Below are 18,179 nucleotides of genomic sequence, written 5' to 3'. Positions count from 1 at the left end.
TTTACAATATGAAAAAAATGAAAACCTTTGCTAAAACTCAAATGCCAATTTATATTCAAATATCACAGGACATTCGAAGCCAAATCGTCAGTGGCCATTATAAACAGGATGAAAAAATTCCAACCGAGGATGAAATTGTCGTCAAGTATGGTGTCTCTCGTATGACAGCCAGAAATGCTGTAACCGAGTTAGTGAATGATGGGTTAGTTTACCGCGTTCAAGGTAAAGGAGCGTTTGTTGGAAATGTAAAATTAAAGCGCAGCCTAAATAAAATTACTGGGTTTCATCAGGATATGCTCGAAATTGGCCTTCACCCCAGATCAAAACTATTAGAATTCCAAAAAAGACCCCCAACAGATAAAGAGTGCCAAAAGTTAGCCATCCGGAAAATAAACAGAGTCTTCTCCATCAAGCGGATCAGATATATTGATGATATTCCTTATGGGTTTCAAGAGTTAGTCATACCTGAGTATCTGGTTCCAGATTTAGCCTCAGTCGATCTAGAACATCAATCGTTTTACTCCTACTTAGAAAATATCGGCAAGCCCATAAAAAAAGCCGAACAACATATGGAAGCTGTCATGAATGAACAGGTAGCAAACACGCTGGGTATATCAGATAGTATTCCCTACTTCTCTTTTGAAAGAATTTCCTACCTTCATGATGGAAATCCAGTTGAGCTTTTACACTCCTATTTTCGGGGAGATAAATTCTCCTATACTATCAGTCTTTCCAGTGAATAATCCAGTTTTGATAATAGAATCATATTTTTTCGGGAAAGCGCCGGTAAATCCGTCCAACCAATACAAAAAGGTATATAGAAAGGGGAATTTTATTTTGAACTTAAAAGGGTATGCTCGGGAGATGTTCCGATCAGAACTTGAGGATGCAGCAGGTCCGGAAAATGTAGTAGACGTGGTGAATGATGCCCAAAAGGATTTGGCGATTGACCAATATTGGCTGACCTATATGTGGAAACAAAAGAATGAAGAACTGCCGATGCCTTGCTTTATCGTAAGGCCGGAAACGACCGAAGAAGTCTCAAAGGTGATGAGAATTTGTAACACCTATAAGGTGCCGGTTGTCCCAAGAGGTGGAGGATCAGGAACCCAGGGCGGCGCAGCCACTATTTATGGAGGAATCGTGCTTGATGTCACTCGGATGGACAAAATTATCAACATAGACGAAGAGTCGTTAGTTTTAACGGCTCAGCCGGGAATCAATGGACGTGTCCTGGAAAATAAACTTAATAAACATGGATTCATGCTTGCCCATTACCCATCTTCGGTGGATATGGCTACATTGGGAGGATATCTTGCTGCAAGAGGCTCTGGAGTCATGTCCACTAAATATGGTAAAGCGGAGGACATGGTTCTGTCTGTGGAAGTTGTCCTGCCAGATGGAAAAGTAGTTGAAACCCTGCCTGTTCCCAATCATGCCTCCGGGCCGGGCTTGCTGCAGCTATTTGTTGGTTCAGAAGGGACACTTGGGGTGATTACGAAGATACGCATCCGCTTGGATCCATTACCGGAAGCACGATTATTCCGAATGATTAAATTCAATGAAATCCACGATGGAATTGAAGCAGGGCGGCAAATCATGATTAACCGATTAAACCCTGCCGTCATCCGGCTGTATGATCCTGGCTCCACAAAAAAATCGTTAAAGGGAACCGGAATGGATGCAGACGGTGTCAATATGGTACTCATGGTGGATGGATTTAAAGGCATCGCTAATGAACAGATGAAAAAGGTGTTGGAAATCTGCCTCGAAAATGGAGGGACTGATTTAGGGGAAGAGCCGGGATTATACTGGTGGAATACCCGCTATGATTTCTACCGCCCGCCGCTTCAGCCGTCATATCCGCTTTTATATGGAACCGTAGAAACCATCACGACCTATGACAAAATCCACAAGCTTTACGATGAGAAAAAACGGCTGGTGGAGGAAAAGTATAAGGAATATAACGCAGAATATATGGCCCACTTTTCTCATTGGTATCCATGGGGAACCATGATTTATGACCGATTCTATATTGCCAAGCCTCCAGAGGACTCAAGGGAATTATTCCGGTTGCATAACCAAATTTGGGCGGATTGTTCACGAGTTAATCTAGAAAATGGAGCACTTTTAAATGAGCATCATGGAATAGGCTTTAAGCTTGGATATCTCATGCCGGAGCTTTATGGCGATATGTTTGATGTTTTATTAAATATTAAAAAAGGCATCGACCCTAAAGGGATCATGAACCCAGGAAAGTTAGGATTTGGAATTTGGTAAACTAACTGATTAATAGTTTAGTAAAAGGAGTGGAGTTATGAAAGCCTTATGCTATGTTGGCCCCAATGAATTAGCCGTTAAAGAACGAAACATACCTGAAACTGGGCCGGGAGAAGTACTGATTAAAGTAAACTATGCCGGGATTTGCGGGACCGATATGCTTGCGTATCACGGCGGGATGACCAAACGGACAAAGCCTTCTGTCATTTTAGGCCATGAATTTTCCGGAACTGTTTACGAAGCTGGAGTATCTTCCAGCTTTCAAAAAGGAGACAGAGTAACGGTTGAGCCGATTACCTCCTGCGGCGAATGCGACAGCTGCCAAAGAGGGGATTATAACCTTTGCACGATTAATTTTAACCTAATTGGCATTGATAGCGATGGGGCGTTTGCCGAATATATTAAAGTTCCTGAGTCCAAGGTTTACCGGCTGGGAGATACCATTTCGATGCAGGAAGGAGCCTTAATCGAACCGCTTGCGGTGTGTGTCCATGCCGTGGAAAAAGGAAAAATAGCAGCCGGCCAAACGGTATTAGTGGTTGGCGGCGGTCCGATTGGAATAATTACCGCACTGACCGCCCAACAAAGAGGGGCAAAAGTACTCATCTCAGAAATAAGTCCGTATCGAATTCAGGTTGCCAATCAATTGGGGTTTGAGGTATTGAACCCAACAGAGGAGGATTTCCTTGAACAAATTAATGAAATAACCCATGGACGGGGTGTGGATGTGTCCATCGAAGCAACAGGCACCAACGATGGGATGGTTGCCTGTATTGAAGCCGCCCGTACAAAGGGGATCGTTGTGATAACCGGTCTGCCTAAAAAGAATGCAGATTTTGATGTGTACCGCATTATCGCAAAAGAATTGCAGCTTGTCGGAACAAGGGTCTATATGAAAGAAGATTATGATCAAGCCATCGAATTGCTTTCGTCCGGGGGACTGGATCTAAGCAGCCTCATTAGCAAGGTAGTTCCGCTAGAAGAGGCAATTCAGCAAGGGTTTGAAGCGATTGACAGCGGCGAGGATGTTATTAAGATCCTCATTTCACTTTCAGACGAGGATGAGAAGGCATGAACGAACAGTACGTTTTAGGGATTGACCATGGCTCAGGCGGATGTAAGGTTACCTGTCTCAAATCTGATGGAACCATTTCCTCAGAAGCATATGTCCCGTACCCCTCTTTTTATCCCCATCCTAAGTGGGTGGAACAGGAGCCTGAAATGTGGATTAAGGCGGCCTTTGAGGCGGTATCCAAAGCAACGGAGAAATTAGGCCCGTATGGAAGGAAGAATATTAAGGCGCTTAGCTTTACTGCCCCACATCATGTGGCGGTTTTACTTGATAAGGATCGTCAGGTAATCCGTCCGGCCATCATGTGGAATGACCAGCGTTCCGGGGAACAGTCCAAACAACTGAGTGAGTTATATGGAAAGAAAATATTTGAACTTACTTATAATGCACCAAATCCGACCTGGACGCTCAGCCATCTTTTATGGCTGAAACAGCATGAGCCCGAACAATATGGAAAGATCGATAAAATCCTCTTTATGAAGGATTATGTCCGTTACCGTTTTTCCAGCCAGATGGCCACAGATTATATAGAGGCTGAAGGCACGCTTTTATTTGATATTGAAAAACAAGAATGGTCTGACTTTTTGCTATCGCTGATTGATTTAGATGAAAGCGCATTCCCTCCGGTTTTATCGCCGACGGAGGTATGCGGAACCATTTCACCTGATATTGCGAAATGCCTTGGGCTTTCGGAAATGACAAGAATCATTATCGGCACGGCGGATACCGCCGCTGAAGTTTATGGATGCGGCACCATAAAGGGTGGTGATGGGGTTGTTAAGCTGGCAACAGCCGGAAACTTCTGTCTGGTTACTGATACGGTTACCAAGAATGAAAAACTGACTACCTATCATCATCTTGTCGATAACTTATTCTACCAAAATAGTGCGACCAATTTTGCTGCCGCCTCGTTTCGCTGGTTTAAGGAAAGCTTTTTCCAAGAGTTTGAGGAAAGCATGAAGGTTCCATCGATTTATCCTGAAATTATGAAACAGGTTGAATTAATCAAGCCGGGGTCGGAAGGGTTAATTTTTCATCCTTACTTAAATGGCGAGCGCTCTCCGCATTGGGATCCATACTTAAGAGGAAGCTTTTTTGGCTGCACAGCCCGCCATTCCAGAAGCCATTTTGCCAGAGCTGTCTTGGAGGGGGTTGGTTTTTCCCTGAAGGATTGCAGTTTGCAATTTCCTAATAAACACTTGAAAAAAATACGGATTATTGGGGGAGGAAGTAAAGGCCGGGAATGGGTGCAGATTATTGCTGATATCTTAAATGTGGAATTAGAGGTTCCTGCCAGCAGTGATGCTTCCTTTGGAGCCGCCTTGGTTGCCGCAACAGGAATTGGCTGGTTTGCTGATTTAAAAGAAGCCGCTCAATCTACTGAAAGTGTGATTTATAGCTTGCCGCCTAAGGAGAAAAATATAGGGGGTTATGAGGAGTTATTTTCCATCTACCAAGAATTGCATTCACGGACATATGAATTGTCACACAGACTCTCGCAATTTAGCTTCTAGATTATTTTATCAGGAGAGAAGTATGTAATATCAGGAATTTGCCTTTTCTCAGGCATTCTATACAAAGGGGAGTGTGGAAAATTGATGAGGAAAAAATGGTTTCTTTTATTCTTGGTAAGCAGTTTGCTAGCGGGGATCCTTTCAGGGTGTTTAGGCAGTTCGGCGAAGCCAACGGAAACAAAAGAGAAAACAGGGCAGGAAGGCGACACCATCATTCGGATTGCTTCCGTCGAAACAGGACCAGAAACAATGGAAGTTCTGCAAAAAGCAGGGGAAGAGTACGGGAAGGAATTTGGCGTCAAAGTGGAAGTAGAAGCCGTTCCATTAGCGGATATTTTTACAAAAATAAATGCCAGCTACGGAACTTCTGCCCAATATAGTGCGTTTTTGACCGGTTTTATTGGACATATATCCATCCTGGAAGAACAAGGGAAATTAGCTGAGGTGGACGATATCATTGAAAACCTCGGCGGTAAGGAAGACTTCTACAGCGGGCATATCTTATTCCCGATTAAAGGGAAAACGTACTGGATTCCATATGATTATAACTTAGCATATGGTTACGTTCGAACAGACTGGTTACAGGAAAAGGGATTATCCGTTCCAAAAACATGGGATGAATTTGTTAACGTCGCGAAGGCATTAACGGATAAAGAGAATAATAAATACGGTTTGATTATGCCATTATCCTCTGATGGGGCGACAAACTGGATTACTAGCAGCTTATTGTGGGCCAACAAAGTCCGAATTTTTGATGACAATTGGAAGGTCATTCTTGATTCAGATGAAATGAAGCCAAAGGTGGTTGAATCCCTTAACCTATTGAAGGAACTTTATCAGTATATGCCGGCAGAGGCGACAAGCGCTTCCTATGCCGAGATGACAGAAGCCTTTATTTCTGAGCAGGTAGGCATGACCTTCTACTCCGGAAGATTGGTTGATATTTTAGAAACGAAAAATCAAAGCTTAGCAGATAAATTTGAAGTGTTTGGGATTCCGATGAAGGATGGAAATGGCGTAGCTGCTTCTCTAGGCTATGATTCCATGGCAGTATTGAAGACGGATCATACAGATGAAACGAAGAAGTTTGTGGAATGGTTCTATAAAGAAAAGCTGAATGATTTCCTGCACACCGATGGGGTTCATTACTTCCCGGCTCAAGAGTCTATTTATAACAGTGAGGAATGGCGTTCCGACCCAGTTATTACGAAGTATTGGGAAACGGGCGTGGAGCCGCAATATGAAATTTTGAAAAATGCGGAACTGCACTCCATCGATTCAGATGGACCTGAAACGGATGCACGTCCAGGTAAAGTGTTTGAAGCCTTCTTAATTCCAAAGTTATTCCAAAAAGTCACGTTAAATAACGAGGACCCTGAAAAAGCTGTGGAAGAAATTGCTGATGAGATAAGAAAGTTAGTTGGAGAGAAATAGAGTGAAGTCAGGCAGATTCTCGAGATCTGCCTGGCTCCTCTACGAATAGGAGGCGGTTAAGATCGAAAGGAAGCTTTCAAAACGAGATATTCCCCTTGTACTCCTTTTTTTGATACCCGGTCTATTAATATTCACATTTGTGATTATTATCCCTGCAGGCTTTGCCGTCAGCTATAGTCTCTATGAAGCCGCCAGCTTTGTAGGAATTCCAACGTTTGTCGGTTTGGAGAATTATCTGAATCTCTTGCAGGACATAAGGTTTTGGCGGGATCTATGGCAAACTTTAGTCTATGCACTTGGTTCGATATTTTTGCAAATTATTATTGGTATTGTGATTGCCTTAATCCTTAATCAGCAATTTAAGGGAAGGGATTTTATCAGAGGGGTTTCTGTTGTCCCTTATATCATTCCAGTCATTGTCGTCACTATGGGCTGGGAATGGATTCTTGATACGAACTTTGGGATTATCAACAAAACATTGGCGTCCGTGGGGTTAGGTAATATTAACTTTCTATCCATGGATCTTGCCATGCTCACTTCCATCCTTTTATCTGTATGGACATGGACTCCATTTGTCACCCTTGTTTTCCTGTCAGGCTTACAGACGATATCCCATGATTTGTACGAGAGTGCGACCCTGGACGGGGCCAACAGCTGGCAGCAATTTTGGAGAATTACGATTCCTATGATGAAAGACTTGTTAATTACGATTGTTCTTCTTCGCGGACTTTGGATGTTTAATAAGTTTGATTTGGTGTGGCTGTTGACGGGTGGCGGTCCGCTAGAAAAAACAGAAACTTTGCCAATCTATATTTATTTAAATACGTTCAAGCTTAATGAAGTGGGCTATGGAGCGACGGTGGCAGTCACTTCCGCTGTTATCATGATGGTGATTATGTATGTTTATTTAAAAATTACTAACTATTCACCAAAGGACAAACGTTTGAAAAAGAGAGAAGCGGCGGTGAAGAAGGAGCAAGTGTCCTCTCCCGGTCAAGGAATCTCAATTAAAGGAGACGGCGGCCTATGAAAAGAAGCGTACAGTCTCAGGTCACAATCTATATCCTGGCGGCTTTTGTATTTGTCTATTCTTTTTTTCCAATCTATTGGATTACGATCTCACCATTACGCGGGGTCAAAGGTTTTTTTGAAGATAGTACCTCTTTATTGCCTACATCATTTGATTTAACCTTCTTTATTAATATTTGGAATGAGACGAATTTTCCATTGTATTACAAGAATAGTTTTATTGTAGCGGCAGCTACGACGGTTGTTACGGTTATTTTTTCAAGTCTCATTGCCTATGTGCTGACTCGTTTTCAGTTTCGCGGAAAAAATTTGCTGTTAAACGGCATGTTAATCGGCTATATGCTGCCGCCGATGTTATTGGCGATTCCGCTTTTAGGAATGTTTATTTCCTTTGGTATTGAGGATTCGTTGTTTGGGTTAACGATTTCTCATATTGCGATGACTCTGCCGTTTGGGGTATGGATGCTTAATAGCTTTTTCAAGACGATCCCATTTGAGCTGGAGGAAAGTGCCTGGATGGATGGAGCAAGCCGGTTTCAGGCATTGTATCGTGTGATTTTGCCTTTGCTTATTCCTGGGGTAATCAGTGTTGGGGTCTTTTCGTTCATTGTTTCCTTTACGGACTATACGTTTGGGCTCATGATGGTTTCTTCGGAAGTGAATAAAACGATCCCTATCGGTTTAGCGGGAATTAAAGAATCGACATCCCTGCAGCGCGGAGAATTACTCGCAGGTGCGGCGATGATTATTGTGCCAATGGTCATTTTATTTTCCTTCGTTACAAAGTACTTTATTAAAGGGCTGACTGCCGGGGCAGTGAAGGGTTAAACCAGGGAGGCGGCTCTGCCGGATGTTTTTTTAGAATTATGAAGACTACGGGGACGGTTCTCTGGCCATAGGTCGGAGGAGCCGTCCCCGTGGCAGTTAGGAGATGAACCTCTATGTTTGAATTAGATGTAAAAGAGAGAAACGTTGTTGTTACAGGCGGAAGCAGCGGTATCGGGTTAGCAATTTGTCAGGCTTTTTTACAAAAAGGAGCGAACGTTAGTAATTGGGATATTCAACAAACGGATGAAGTGAAGCAATTGCTGGCGAAATATCCTTCTAGTTTTCAGTATCTAGAAGTAGATGTTATTGAAGAAAGTGCAATCTTAAAAGCAGTGGGGAACACGTGGGGAACGGTCGATGTTCTGATCAACAACGCAGGCATTATTAGTAAATCACCTCTTGAGAATATTTGTGCAGAAGATTGGAATCGGATCTATGATATTAATGTCCGGGGCACAATGCTGGTGACAAAAAATCTTTTGAGGAAATTAAAGGTGTCTGGGAGAGGGCGGGTCATTAATCTTTCTTCAATGACTGCAAAAATTGGATTGGAGACCTACAGTCTTTATTCCTCTACGAAGGCAGCTGTTTCAAATTTGACAAAGGTGTGGGCGCTGGAATTGGCAAAGGATGGTATAACCGTAAATGCCCTATGTCCCGGATGGGCTGACACAGCGATGAAGGGGAAGCTTGTTCAAGGGATTGCCGGAATTCATGATATTCCTAATGAAAAGGCGGAGGAGCTTATTTTGGGACATGTTCCGCAAAAAAGGTTTATTCAAACCGAAGAAATAGCCTTCAGCTGTCTCTTTCTAGCCAGTACACTGGCACAAGGAATCAGTGGGCAGGAGCTATTTATTGATACTGGATTAACGAACATGTTTAAACCAGGGGTGCATGCAGCAAATAGGTAAGAAGGTCCCGTCACCACACGATTATAAAAAAAGGCCGGTTTCCAAAACCGGTCTATCTCCGTGTGAATTTGCCGAATAGAAGGGCGAAGCAGGTTAAAGTGGGAATCGAGAAGTAGTAATGCAGCTAAATCCACTTCAATAAATCAGCTAATATACCAATATGAACATACCTTCCAAACATATTCTTCCAAATTATATTTAAATTAGAAAATTTATCCATTATAATAGAGTTATATTTTGGAAGGGAGAATATACATAGTGAAAAAATTAGGATTGATCTTAATGTCACTAATTGTGGTTCTTGGTGTTTACACACCGAGTTCTAAAGCAGCAGGATATGATACTAAATTCTGTGAACAGTTTAAAGGGGTTACAAAGATTTGGTGGGATGGAATTGAATTAAAGCCTGGTCAAATTGGCAGATTGATTGTATTGAAAGATACTCCTTTGTTTAAACTTCAAGGAGATAAGAAAGTAGTTGCCCGGACGCTGAAGGCTGGAGAATTTTACCGAATTTATGCCTTTAAACCAGGAATGCTGAGTGTAGGCGGAGGATATTATGTTGACCGTAATACTAAAGTAAAATACGAAACGCCAAGTAAGACAAAACTACAGGCTGTTCAATGTATCCATAATCCTTATGGCTCAATAAGTAACCCTACTGCACTTGGAGATGGCTGGGAAGTAAAGGTTGAAGATAGATATAATGGCCTTAGGCATTATGAAATCGGAATGGTGGAAGCTATAACTGATGGCAATGTTGCCTGGCAGCTGATAAAAGAGAAAAATTATTATAATGATCCCCCTCCTCCAGGCAAAAAATATGTAATGGCTAAATTCTATTTTAAATTGATTAATGCTGACAAAGAGCCATTTAATGTAAACTATTATGATTTTGAAGCGGTTAGTAAAAAAGGTGTTACTTATAGTAATAAGTCTGTAGTGATACCTGATCCCGAACTGTGGGCTGACCTTTATAAAGGCGGATCCTTCGCAGGGTGGACAGTATTTTTAGTCGATCAAAATGATGAACCTAAGATTGTATGGAATCGCAAATCAACCGATGAAATTTGGTTTAAAATGAACTAACCAAAAGCCCTTCTCAAAAAGAGAGGGGCTTTTAATATGCAATAAAGAAAAGCAGGAGGGCCTCCTAGACTGGGAGGTGGAAATCCCAATTAAAAAGGAAGGGCTCAAGAAGATGGATTCTATATAGCTTTTATCAATTTGAAAAATCCCTCTTAAACACTTTCGATGGAACAAAAAAATTAGGTGAATCTATAAAAAGACCAGATATAGAGAATTTCTATATGTCTGGTCCTTTTTATTTATTTTATATTTTTAATAATAGGTAGGCCTAACAATTCTAATATATTATGATACCTTGAATAAGGAATAAAGCAGTAAATATATGTATAAAATGGTGGCCTGTATTGTGTAGGTATTACAATCAAGAAAGGAAGTCATGTCAATGAAAAAATCGTTTGCAGCATTAGCCCTTTTTATGTTTTTGGCCGGATGCAGTAATGAGAGCAGCTCAGATAAGTCAGTTTCAGAAAACAAAGAAAGCAATACTGAAACGGGTGATATAACAGCAGAAAATAAAACCGAAAGTTCAACAAGTAATCAAGAAGGCCAAAATATTGATGAGAAAGAAAACAGCAATATTTCAGAAACGGATAGCCAAGCACTAGAAGATAGCCAGAAAGAATCAAGCAGTAATACAGAGGATAAAGAAGCAGGTACAGAAACAGATAAGAATATGGGAAAAAAGGCTAAATACAAAGAAAACCTTAATGAAATTGAACAAGCAGCAGCTGAAATACGTAATACTGATGATGATACGACAATAGGGATGACAAAATCAGAAGAAGAGATATTAAAAAAGTGGGATCAAGCTCTAAATGAAATCTATCAAGTGCTGGAAAAGCAGCTCCCTAAAAGTGAAATGGAAAAACTAAGAGGAGAACAAAGAAAGTGGATCGCATATAGAGATGAAACAGCAAAAGAAGCAGCAAAGAAATATGAAGGAGGAACACTGGAATCATTGGAATATATAGCCTCCCAAGCAGGAACAACAAAAGATAGATGCTATGAATTAGTTGAAGGTTACATGAAGTGAATTTAGAGTTTGTTAGTGAGTGTGAGTAACTATACGAGAGTATCTGCACAATTTAGACATTCAAGAAAAGACTTACTCAGGGCTTTTATTTGGCAAAAGTTAGCCATATTATAACTTCAAGTAATAATCCAAACTAATATTATTCCGATAAACCAATCTAACAGGCTCAAATGTAACTACATAATAAACTTCCCCGGCCCTTTGGCCGGGCAGCTTTATAGCGAAGCCTTTTTCGGCAAGATCCTCCCACAAACCAGATGGCTCAAAAGCATAATGAAATTTTTTACTGGGCCTTTTTTGGTTATTGTTTAAGCCCAGTGCTTTCCTTATCTCAGAGTATTGGATGGCTGAGATATCTGAAATCTTTATTTCCATCATTACATCACCCCACTGCTAATGCTATGTAGTTCCTTTCATTTAAATATCATAATCCAATAGTTCTTCTGCAGAAATATCATAAAGTGCAGCTAACTGTTCCATTCTTACAGCACTAGGAAAATATCGGTCATTCTCCCAGGCTGAAATCATATAAACACTTACCCCTATTATTTTTGCAGCTTCTTTTTGAGTTAAGTTACGGGTCAGTCGTTTCATTCTTAATTTATCACCGATAGCTGGATACATTTGAAAACCTCTAATGATGAATTTGTAGGTATATTTTACTAAAAGAATTTAATGCAAGTAGTTCTGTTTTCACTCAATTTTAAAGGTTCTCGCCAAGAAAAATGGTGTATATTAGTTTGTTTCTATCAGTTTTATAACTTTAGGCATATTATAGCTGTAATTCAATTTAGAGGGAGCACTAACGGCAGCCTTTACCGCAACTAATAGGTCACATTAGGGAGAGTTGAAGAATGAAAGCAGGAAATTCTCAAATTCAAACGAATTATCATATATTTGAGAAAACCGACTTTTATAGGCAGAAGATATCGGGCTGAAATTTCCGTTTTCTTCTAGAATGGTATATGGAAAGGGATGGAGTAAATGGATTGGCTGGAAAGAATGAATAACGTATTGGATTACATTGAACAAAACCTCGATGGTGAAATAGACTATAAAAAGATGGCAGAAATCGCCTATACTTCCGAGTTTCATTTTTCAAGGATGTTTTCATCAATTTCTGGAATACCACTGTCTGAATATATTAGACGAAGACGTCTAACAGCTGCAGCTTTTGAAATTCAGAAAAAGGATGTTCGGATTATCGATATAGCAGCAAAATACGGATATGATTCTGTTGATTCATTTTCACGGGCTTTTAAAAAGACACATGGAATGACTCCTTCTGCCGCCCGTAAAAATGGAATGCAATTAAAAGCTTTTCCAAAGATCTCTTTTCAAATTTCTATTAAGGGAGATGTAGAAATGGAGTACAGAATTGAGAATCTAGACTTTGAATTAAGAATTGTTGGAAAGGGCAGCCCAGTTAAAACAAGCAAAGCATTCAAAACCATTCCTTCCATTTGGAATAATGCGAGAAAAAATGGATATATGCAAAAACTAATAGATATGTCATGGGAAAATCCCAAATGTACACTTGAAGGTCTATTGGGGGTATGCGGAAAAGAAGCAGCCATTACAGATGAAGAATTTGAATATTTTATGGGAATCCGTTATGACGGTGAAACCCCAAGTGATATGGAAACTCTTATTATTCCTCCAGGTACCTGGGCTGTATTTCCCAATATACCTGAAGCATGGAAGAGGTTATATTCAGAATGGGTCCCGGCTTCTGGATATGAGCTAGCCAATTTGCCTTGTATTGAATGCTACTACGGACCAAAGCATAAGCCCAAGCATGAGTTATGGGTTCCAGTAAGAAATAGATAAATGAACTATATTGACGGTAATGCCACGGGGTAAATTAAGAGTCCGCAGATTCCTGAAATGCTGAGAGTTTCGTATCATATGTTCCATACATCCAAAAGGTAAATAATAGGGCGAATTACAATGATCATCCATCAGCACTTTCCTGGTGTCAATATGCCTTGAAATTTGTGTAATATTCTTCTCTACAATCGTGTATATCATATTGTATTGAAGAAATAAGGAGGCAAAAAGATGAAAAAGTGTCTGTTTTTATGCACTTGCTTAATGTTATCAGTTCTCATCACCCACACTTCCCTGAAGGTGCATGCAGAAGAAGAAATCATTAAAAAGAACCTGATAACCATTACAGATAACGTTGAGGTTAAAAGGGGAGCAACAATGACTTACCCGACTGTTTTTACGTTAAAGAAAGGCACCCGGGTTTATGTAAGAGATACTTTTGCTGGAAGTGACGGGAGCAAGTGGGTATCAGTTGTTACACATGGTTATAAGTCAGGCTGGGCACTATTGGAAAAATTTGAAGTGCCGTCACCCGAGGCGGGAAGAAAAGCCTTTATTACCGACCAGGTTGATATTAGGAGAGGGGCACACTGGGGTTATGAACCAGTCGCATCTCTGCAAAAAGGTATGGTTGTCACTCAGGCAGATACATTCATGACTTTTTCGGGCCAACTATGGCATAAAGTGGATACGGGCAGGAAACAAGGATGGTTAGAAAGCCAATATTTCCAGAATTATATGGACTATTATGGAAAAGGGTCTATTAGTGTTAAAAATGGCGTAATTAGAAAAGGCGCATCAATGGATTATAGTGTCAAAGCTGCATTATCCCAGGGAACAGAAGTAAATACCTTTGTAAAATTCCTCAATAGCCGGGGTGAAATTTGGTATCATGTTAAAACTCCAAAGGGTATGTATGGATGGATTAATTCAGCTGAAATGTCTGCTAGACCATTATAAATGAAGTAGCTTGTTCAAAAGCAATAAACTGTTTAAGTAAAATTTATAAAGAAATGTTATGTTTTAAGGACAGGACAGTGTAACGCCTTGAGGGATAGGATGCTGTTTATCTAGTTTAACGGATGGAAAAAATCTAAAGTTCTGAACAGCTGTCATGAAGTCAGCTGTTTTTTTTGCGCTGTTGGCTGTTAATATGAGGACCTGATTAGTAATGTGGCAGTACTTGCAAACAGAAGTATTATTGTCTGTAATAGCTATTGGATAATTGGTTCTAAATTACCATTTTATTGGAAGGTTATATAAATATATACCAACTTTTGTTATAGTTAGCATAGTTTATAATTTTGAGAGGGGAATGGTAAACTTGTTAAAAAAATCCTTATCTATATTTATAATATCCTTGTTGGTATTTAGTTCTTTCAATGTACATAAAGGTGAAGCAGCATCAGCACCTATTGGAGTGAAGTGGGGGAATTCCATTTTAATTCCAGGCCAGATTGGAAAGGTAACCATTCTCCAGGATACAAACTTATACCAGCTAAATTCCAATGGAGAGCTTACAGTATCCCGTAAGCTATTAAAAGGGAATGAGTACCGGGTATATTCTTATCTCAGCAGTCACGGCGGTCTTTATGGTGTAGGGGGAGGAATGTATGTTAAAAAGTCTCCTGCACAGGTAAAATATGAAACTCCTTCATCCACAAAGAAACGGCAAATTCAAAGAATCCTGTTTTTTGACCAGCAATTATTGACCCTTGCTGAGCAGGGAATACTTAAGGGGCAGCCTATTGCTGCAGACAGCACACATGATATTAAGGAAGTCTATGAGCATTTTAAGAAGATAGGAAACACAGCCCCTAAGCTGGAGAGCACCCATTCTGGAAGCCTTGCTCATACCTTTAAGATGTATACGTATTATACCTATTACCCTCATGACAATAATGTACAGGTAATCGACTGGAACGATGATAATTTTGTTCCAATTACTCCTTATGTTATTCGGGAACTTCTTGGGAACCCGGAATCGGAAGGAAAGAGTGAAATAGACGGAAAGTGGACGATGAGATACAAAACAGGAGATTATTATTTATATGTTGGTTTTAGAGGCAATAATGGGTCACAGCTTGATTACCTTCGCTTAAAGAAGAATTAAACCAAAAGAAGGCATGAGCCCAATTAAGTAATGTGTAACTTGATTTTATTAATGCTGAAAAGAGTGGTACAACCTTGAAACGTTTCATGATTTTCTTAATCCTGCTATTGGCTCTTTCTGGCTGCACTCAAAAAAGTGAAGAGGGAATACGAAGTGAAATATACACAGCAGGGACAAGCTATTTGGAATCCATGCAGAAAAGCGTAGAAGAACTGGATCAAAATCCATCAAAGGAGGTTCTCTCGAATTCAGATCTCTTTAAGGAAGTATGTACAAAAAAATTTGATTACAGTAAGCTCTCAAACAAAGAAACAACGTTTGTTGATAGAGTCGGTGATTTAAGAATAGCTTACGAACACGTGGTAGACAGCCGCAACCCTAAATATAAAGGCAGTTTCAATGAAGAATCAGCAGTAAGCGAATTTAATGGTTTGTCACAAAAATTTATAAATAATTATAAAGTGGATAAAGAGTAAGATTGATGTATGTTAAGAGCTAAGGACCAGTCAGAGCTGCCGCTTTCGGCAGCTTTTTCTTATTCGTAAAATTGTTGTAATAATTTATGAGAGGTTTGAACCCCCTCAACCACTTAGAACGTCTAAAAACTAGAAAGGGGGATACAATTGAACCATCTGCAGGAAATAACAGGGGATCCGGATATAGTAATGACTAATATTATGAAGCAGTATGGCACAGAGCTTTCTATTTTAGCTTATTCCTATATTAAAGATTTAGAAGCCTCTAAAGACATCGTACAAAACACATTTATCAAGTGCTATACACATTTGGATACGTTTGAAGGCCGTTCATCAATTAAAACCTGGCTTTATAGAATTACCATTAATCAATGTAAGGATTATTTGAGATCTCACTATTTAAAGAGGATATTTTTATTCGGCCAAATAAAAGAAGAGGTAACAAAGCAATCGCCTGAGACTATTACTATGCAAAAATTAGATGAGGAACAGGTTATTAATCATATTATGGCTCTAAGTAAAAAGTATCGGGAGGTTTTGGTCCTCAGGTACGTTCACTCCCTCGAAGTCAGGGAAATAGCAGAAGTATTAAATATACCGGCAGAAACAGTAAAGACCAGGATCCGCAGAGGGAAAAACCTGCTAAAGCCTATATTAAAGGAGGAATTTCTGAATGAATAGAAAAAAATCCTTAAAACAGGCCTTTATTAATAAGTATGGGGAGGACCTGAATTTTTCTGATGATGATATGAAGTTGGTTTTAAACAAAGTTCATAGCAAAAAAATTGAACAGCCTAAAAGGAAGTTTAGATTAGGACCGGTTCTAATGATGATTCTTACACCATTGATTATTATGATTCTTATTTTAAGTTCGGATCACTTGCTGACCGATTCAAAGGATGCTTCAAAGGAACCAGAGCCTGCAGCGGAATCGGATAGGGATTTATTTGGAGACGCAGGGATTCAGAATATCATAAACCATGACCTTTTTACGGAAATTAATCAAACTGTGGAGAAACATGGAGTTGCTTTTACCATCCATGAAATTATGTATGATGGAACCCGTCTTGCACTTGTGTATTCAATAGAAAAAGAAGAAAGCAATCAGGAAGAGAGAGGGATTCCAGATGCCCTTTTTAAGTTATCCGTAGATGGAGAGCCTTTTCATGATTACTCCGGAGGCTTGACATATGCAGATGAAGAGAAGTTTCTTCATGAATTCCACACGTATACAGAATTACCTGAACAGTTTCAATTAAGCATAGAAATTATGAACCTCGGAGAAAAAGAGGGTCCCTGGAGCTTTCAATTTCCTATAGAAAAAATTAATGAGAAATATCATGCTGCACCAGGAAAATCATCTGTAAATGGTGATACAAGTTTGACTCTAAATGAGCTGTCCTTTTCCGCAAGTTCCACAAATTTAAGCATTGATATGATTGAACCAATTGAAAAGCAAAGAAAAAGGGCAGGCACTTACATTTTTGAAGTTAGGGATAATAAGGGGAATTCAATAGCTCATATGACTTCTGGTGCTACAGGTGGAGGAGACAGGGACGGGAAATCTGTTGAGAATTTCAACGAGTATTTTGAACCCGTTGATAAGCTGCCAAAATCTATTACGATTATCCCTTACCTTAGCAAAAGCGGGGGAATGGATTATATCACTAAACCCCTTAATCAGAAATTGCCTATTTATCTTGAACAGGATCAGTTTGGCGGAATTATGATTAAGGAAGTGGAGCAAAAGCAGGGCGAAGTATGGATTTATTATGAAGGCGAGGGCGTGTCAGAGAGCTTCCGAAGTTGGGTGGTTCTAGAGGAGAAAGGATCAAATACTCCAATAGAACGTATTAATAACTACGAAAAGACCGCAGAAGGGTATATTGCCAAGTTTAAAACCTCACTTCCTTTAGAAAGTTTAACAGTCAGTACAGCAAAGAGAAATATCACAAAGCTGGAGGGATTGGAGTTAAATGTAGATATTAAATAAATAATTTTTATGAAAAGATGATCAGTTATTCTAATATTCTATAATATGTTAATTTGGGAGGAGATTCAAAATGAAATTTAAATTACTTTTAGCAGCTCTATTGTCAGTAGTTACCCTTACCCTTTCAACTGGGAATGCAGATGCTGCATCCACAAAGGTATGGTGGGATGGAACAGAATTGAAAAAGGGACAAATAGGTCGAGTGACGATGCTGAAAACCGGTTTCTCTATTTTTAAATTAGAAGATGGAAAAATGGTTCCAGCCCGTTATGTAAAAAAGGGTGAAGTCTTCCGCGTTTATGGCATCTACCGTGATGACGTCACAACAAATTATGCCTTGGGAGCCAACTTGTTTGCCTATAGAAGCAGCCATCGACTGGATGGCAGCAACGAATATTTTCAAAAGAATTTATTCTATGAGACACCTTCTAAAGCTAAGCTGGAGTTAGTGAAGCAATTAAATAACTAGATTAATAGCCAGCTTTTTAGCTGGCTATTTCAGACTGTCGACAAACTCGGTGAAAATCGTGCTTGTCTGCAGTCTTTTTTATTTTAAAATAGAAGTAATACAATG

General features: G+C 39.8%; 19 protein-coding genes. 17 read left to right on the top strand and 2 right to left on the bottom strand.

Annotated elements, in window-relative coordinates:
* Positions 1-8 precede the first annotated feature (8 nt).
* The 10 genes from NR125_RS17175 (at position 9) to NR125_RS17130 (ending at position 11,193) form a co-directional block, all read left to right on the top strand.
* On the top strand, positions 9-743 hold the full coding sequence (locus NR125_RS17175; protein ID WP_256815796.1) for a GntR family transcriptional regulator: 735 nt from the start codon (positions 9-11) through the stop codon (positions 741-743).
* 94 nt (positions 744-837) lie between these two features.
* Positions 838-2,280 (top strand): FAD-binding oxidoreductase, encoded by a 1,443-nt coding sequence (locus NR125_RS17170; protein WP_192907907.1) that lies wholly within the window; start codon positions 838-840, stop codon positions 2,278-2,280.
* Positions 2,281-2,317: 37 nt separating this feature from the next.
* Positions 2,318-3,355 carry a zinc-dependent alcohol dehydrogenase gene (locus NR125_RS17165; RefSeq protein ID WP_256815795.1) on the top strand — a complete coding sequence of 346 codons (1,038 nt, stop codon included), beginning with the start codon at positions 2,318-2,320 and terminating at the stop codon, positions 3,353-3,355.
* Positions 3,352-4,866 carry a xylulokinase gene (gene xylB, locus NR125_RS17160; RefSeq protein ID WP_192907905.1) on the top strand — a complete coding sequence of 505 codons (1,515 nt, stop codon included), beginning with the start codon at positions 3,352-3,354 and terminating at the stop codon, positions 4,864-4,866. The genes NR125_RS17165 and xylB overlap by 4 nt, the downstream gene beginning before the upstream one ends.
* A gap of 84 nt (positions 4,867-4,950) precedes the next feature.
* Positions 4,951-6,300, top strand: coding sequence for an ABC transporter substrate-binding protein (locus tag NR125_RS17155; RefSeq protein ID WP_009332078.1), 1,350 nt, complete (start codon positions 4,951-4,953; stop codon positions 6,298-6,300).
* A gap of 109 nt (positions 6,301-6,409) precedes the next feature.
* Positions 6,410-7,330 (top strand): carbohydrate ABC transporter permease, encoded by a 921-nt coding sequence (locus NR125_RS17150; RefSeq protein ID WP_034296132.1) that lies wholly within the window; start codon positions 6,410-6,412, stop codon positions 7,328-7,330.
* Positions 7,327-8,157 carry a carbohydrate ABC transporter permease gene (locus tag NR125_RS17145; RefSeq protein ID WP_009332076.1) on the top strand — a complete coding sequence of 277 codons (831 nt, stop codon included), beginning with the start codon at positions 7,327-7,329 and terminating at the stop codon, positions 8,155-8,157. The genes NR125_RS17150 and NR125_RS17145 overlap by 4 nt, the downstream gene beginning before the upstream one ends.
* A 113-nt stretch (positions 8,158-8,270) precedes the next feature.
* The gene (locus NR125_RS17140) at positions 8,271-9,071 is read left to right on the top strand and encodes an SDR family NAD(P)-dependent oxidoreductase (RefSeq protein WP_009332075.1); all 801 of its coding nucleotides are present in this window, start codon (positions 8,271-8,273) and stop codon (positions 9,069-9,071) included.
* 258 nt (positions 9,072-9,329) lie between these two features.
* Positions 9,330-10,160: a DUF4352 domain-containing protein gene (locus tag NR125_RS17135; RefSeq protein ID WP_256815792.1), complete on the top strand. Its 831-nt coding sequence runs from the start codon at positions 9,330-9,332 to the stop codon at positions 10,158-10,160.
* Positions 10,161-10,542: 382 nt separating this feature from the next.
* A complete protein-coding gene (locus NR125_RS17130) occupies positions 10,543-11,193 on the top strand; it encodes a lysozyme inhibitor LprI family protein (RefSeq protein ID WP_256815791.1) in 651 nt (216 codons plus the stop codon).
* 108 nt (positions 11,194-11,301) lie between these two features.
* Here the strand turns inward: NR125_RS17130 and NR125_RS17125 are convergent, their stop codons facing one another.
* Together NR125_RS17125 and NR125_RS17120 are read right to left on the bottom strand one after the other, a co-directional pair.
* Positions 11,302-11,571 (bottom strand): hypothetical protein, encoded by a 270-nt coding sequence (locus tag NR125_RS17125; RefSeq protein WP_256815790.1) that lies wholly within the window; start codon positions 11,569-11,571, stop codon positions 11,302-11,304.
* A gap of 39 nt (positions 11,572-11,610) precedes the next feature.
* Positions 11,611-11,817 carry a helix-turn-helix transcriptional regulator gene (locus tag NR125_RS17120; RefSeq protein WP_009332071.1) on the bottom strand — a complete coding sequence of 69 codons (207 nt, stop codon included), beginning with the start codon at positions 11,815-11,817 and terminating at the stop codon, positions 11,611-11,613.
* 360 nt (positions 11,818-12,177) lie between these two features.
* Between NR125_RS17120 and NR125_RS17115 the strand changes: the two genes are divergently transcribed.
* The 7 genes from NR125_RS17115 (at position 12,178) to NR125_RS17085 (ending at position 18,074) form a co-directional block, all read left to right on the top strand.
* Complete coding sequence (locus NR125_RS17115) at positions 12,178-13,023, top strand: AraC family transcriptional regulator (protein ID WP_009332070.1); 846 nt, start codon at positions 12,178-12,180, stop codon at positions 13,021-13,023.
* Positions 13,024-13,254: 231 nt separating this feature from the next.
* Positions 13,255-13,983: an SH3 domain-containing protein gene (locus NR125_RS17110; protein WP_071156233.1), complete on the top strand. Its 729-nt coding sequence runs from the start codon at positions 13,255-13,257 to the stop codon at positions 13,981-13,983.
* A gap of 460 nt (positions 13,984-14,443) precedes the next feature.
* A complete protein-coding gene (locus NR125_RS17105) occupies positions 14,444-15,136 on the top strand; it encodes a hypothetical protein (protein ID WP_256815789.1) in 693 nt (230 codons plus the stop codon).
* Positions 15,137-15,222: 86 nt separating this feature from the next.
* Positions 15,223-15,612 (top strand): hypothetical protein, encoded by a 390-nt coding sequence (locus NR125_RS17100; RefSeq protein WP_256815788.1) that lies wholly within the window; start codon positions 15,223-15,225, stop codon positions 15,610-15,612.
* A gap of 147 nt (positions 15,613-15,759) precedes the next feature.
* On the top strand, positions 15,760-16,293 hold the full coding sequence (locus NR125_RS17095) for a sigma-70 family RNA polymerase sigma factor (RefSeq protein ID WP_256815786.1): 534 nt from the start codon (positions 15,760-15,762) through the stop codon (positions 16,291-16,293).
* On the top strand, positions 16,286-17,605 hold the full coding sequence (locus tag NR125_RS17090) for a DUF4179 domain-containing protein (RefSeq protein ID WP_009332062.1): 1,320 nt from the start codon (positions 16,286-16,288) through the stop codon (positions 17,603-17,605). Before NR125_RS17095 ends, NR125_RS17090 begins: the two co-directional genes overlap by 8 nt.
* A gap of 70 nt (positions 17,606-17,675) precedes the next feature.
* A complete protein-coding gene (locus NR125_RS17085) occupies positions 17,676-18,074 on the top strand; it encodes a hypothetical protein (protein WP_009332060.1) in 399 nt (132 codons plus the stop codon).
* Positions 18,075-18,179 lie beyond the last annotated feature (105 nt).

The sequence above is a fragment of the Cytobacillus sp. Bac17 genome (assembly GCF_024519925.1).
Classification (GTDB): domain Bacteria; phylum Bacillota; class Bacilli; order Bacillales; family Cytobacillaceae; genus Cytobacillus; species Cytobacillus pseudoceanisediminis.
The sequence above is the reverse complement of the archived record's forward strand: the minus strand, read 5'-3'. Positions and strand labels throughout refer to the sequence as shown.